This is a genomic window from Rhodoplanes sp. SY1, assembly GCF_046000175.1.
In the GTDB taxonomy this organism is placed as follows: Bacteria; Pseudomonadota; Alphaproteobacteria; order Rhizobiales; family Xanthobacteraceae; genus Rhodoplanes.
Window position 1 is genome coordinate 1 of record NZ_JBEOMB010000358.1, and the last position, 588, is coordinate 588.

A 588-nucleotide genomic window follows, 5' to 3' on the forward strand; every position below is an offset into this window, starting at 1 on the left:
GAAGCAGCAACCGGCTCGGCCCCTGTCGAAGAAGCTTCGGTGATGCTCCAGCGCCTTCCGAGTCTTGGACGAGTCGGACCTGAATCGAACGATCGACAGTTTGTAGATATCTACATTCTTGATGGCTTGAGGGCAAAAGATATCGTAACTATTAAACATCTTAGTGACACCGACGAAGAGGAGGTTCTTTCGGCTAAATGGAAGAACCCACTTGACGATCTTGGACAGAGAGTTCTTGCGGCAGATAGCACCTTATCGGAAAAAGCAAAGTTAGAACTTGCTAAAATGGCCTGCTCAAAGGGCAATACCGTCCTAACAAGCGACCTCATTTCTTCCTTGCTCCGACAGAGCGAAGCTGCGTTTGATTTTGAAGCAATCCATCTTCAGAACGGAGAAATTCTTTATCTCCCCCTTGATGAACGGCAGATTTTAAATCTCACTATTTCGGACTCATACATTGGAGAGATATCCCTTCCCGTAAAGTCATGCACGAACACGAAGATCACAAACTGTATTGTAATAAAAGTTACCGGGGTGTCATCTGAAGCCGCTTTGCCTCAGTGGTTTTCGAGGCTCACGATAGACCAA

1 protein-coding gene is annotated in these 588 nt (G+C 46.4%); it reads left to right on the forward strand.

Going from position 1 to position 588, the window contains the following annotated elements:
- A partial coding sequence (locus ABTU92_RS29640) for a hypothetical protein (protein ID WP_408095123.1) occupies window positions 1–588 on the forward strand: 588 nt, incomplete at both ends.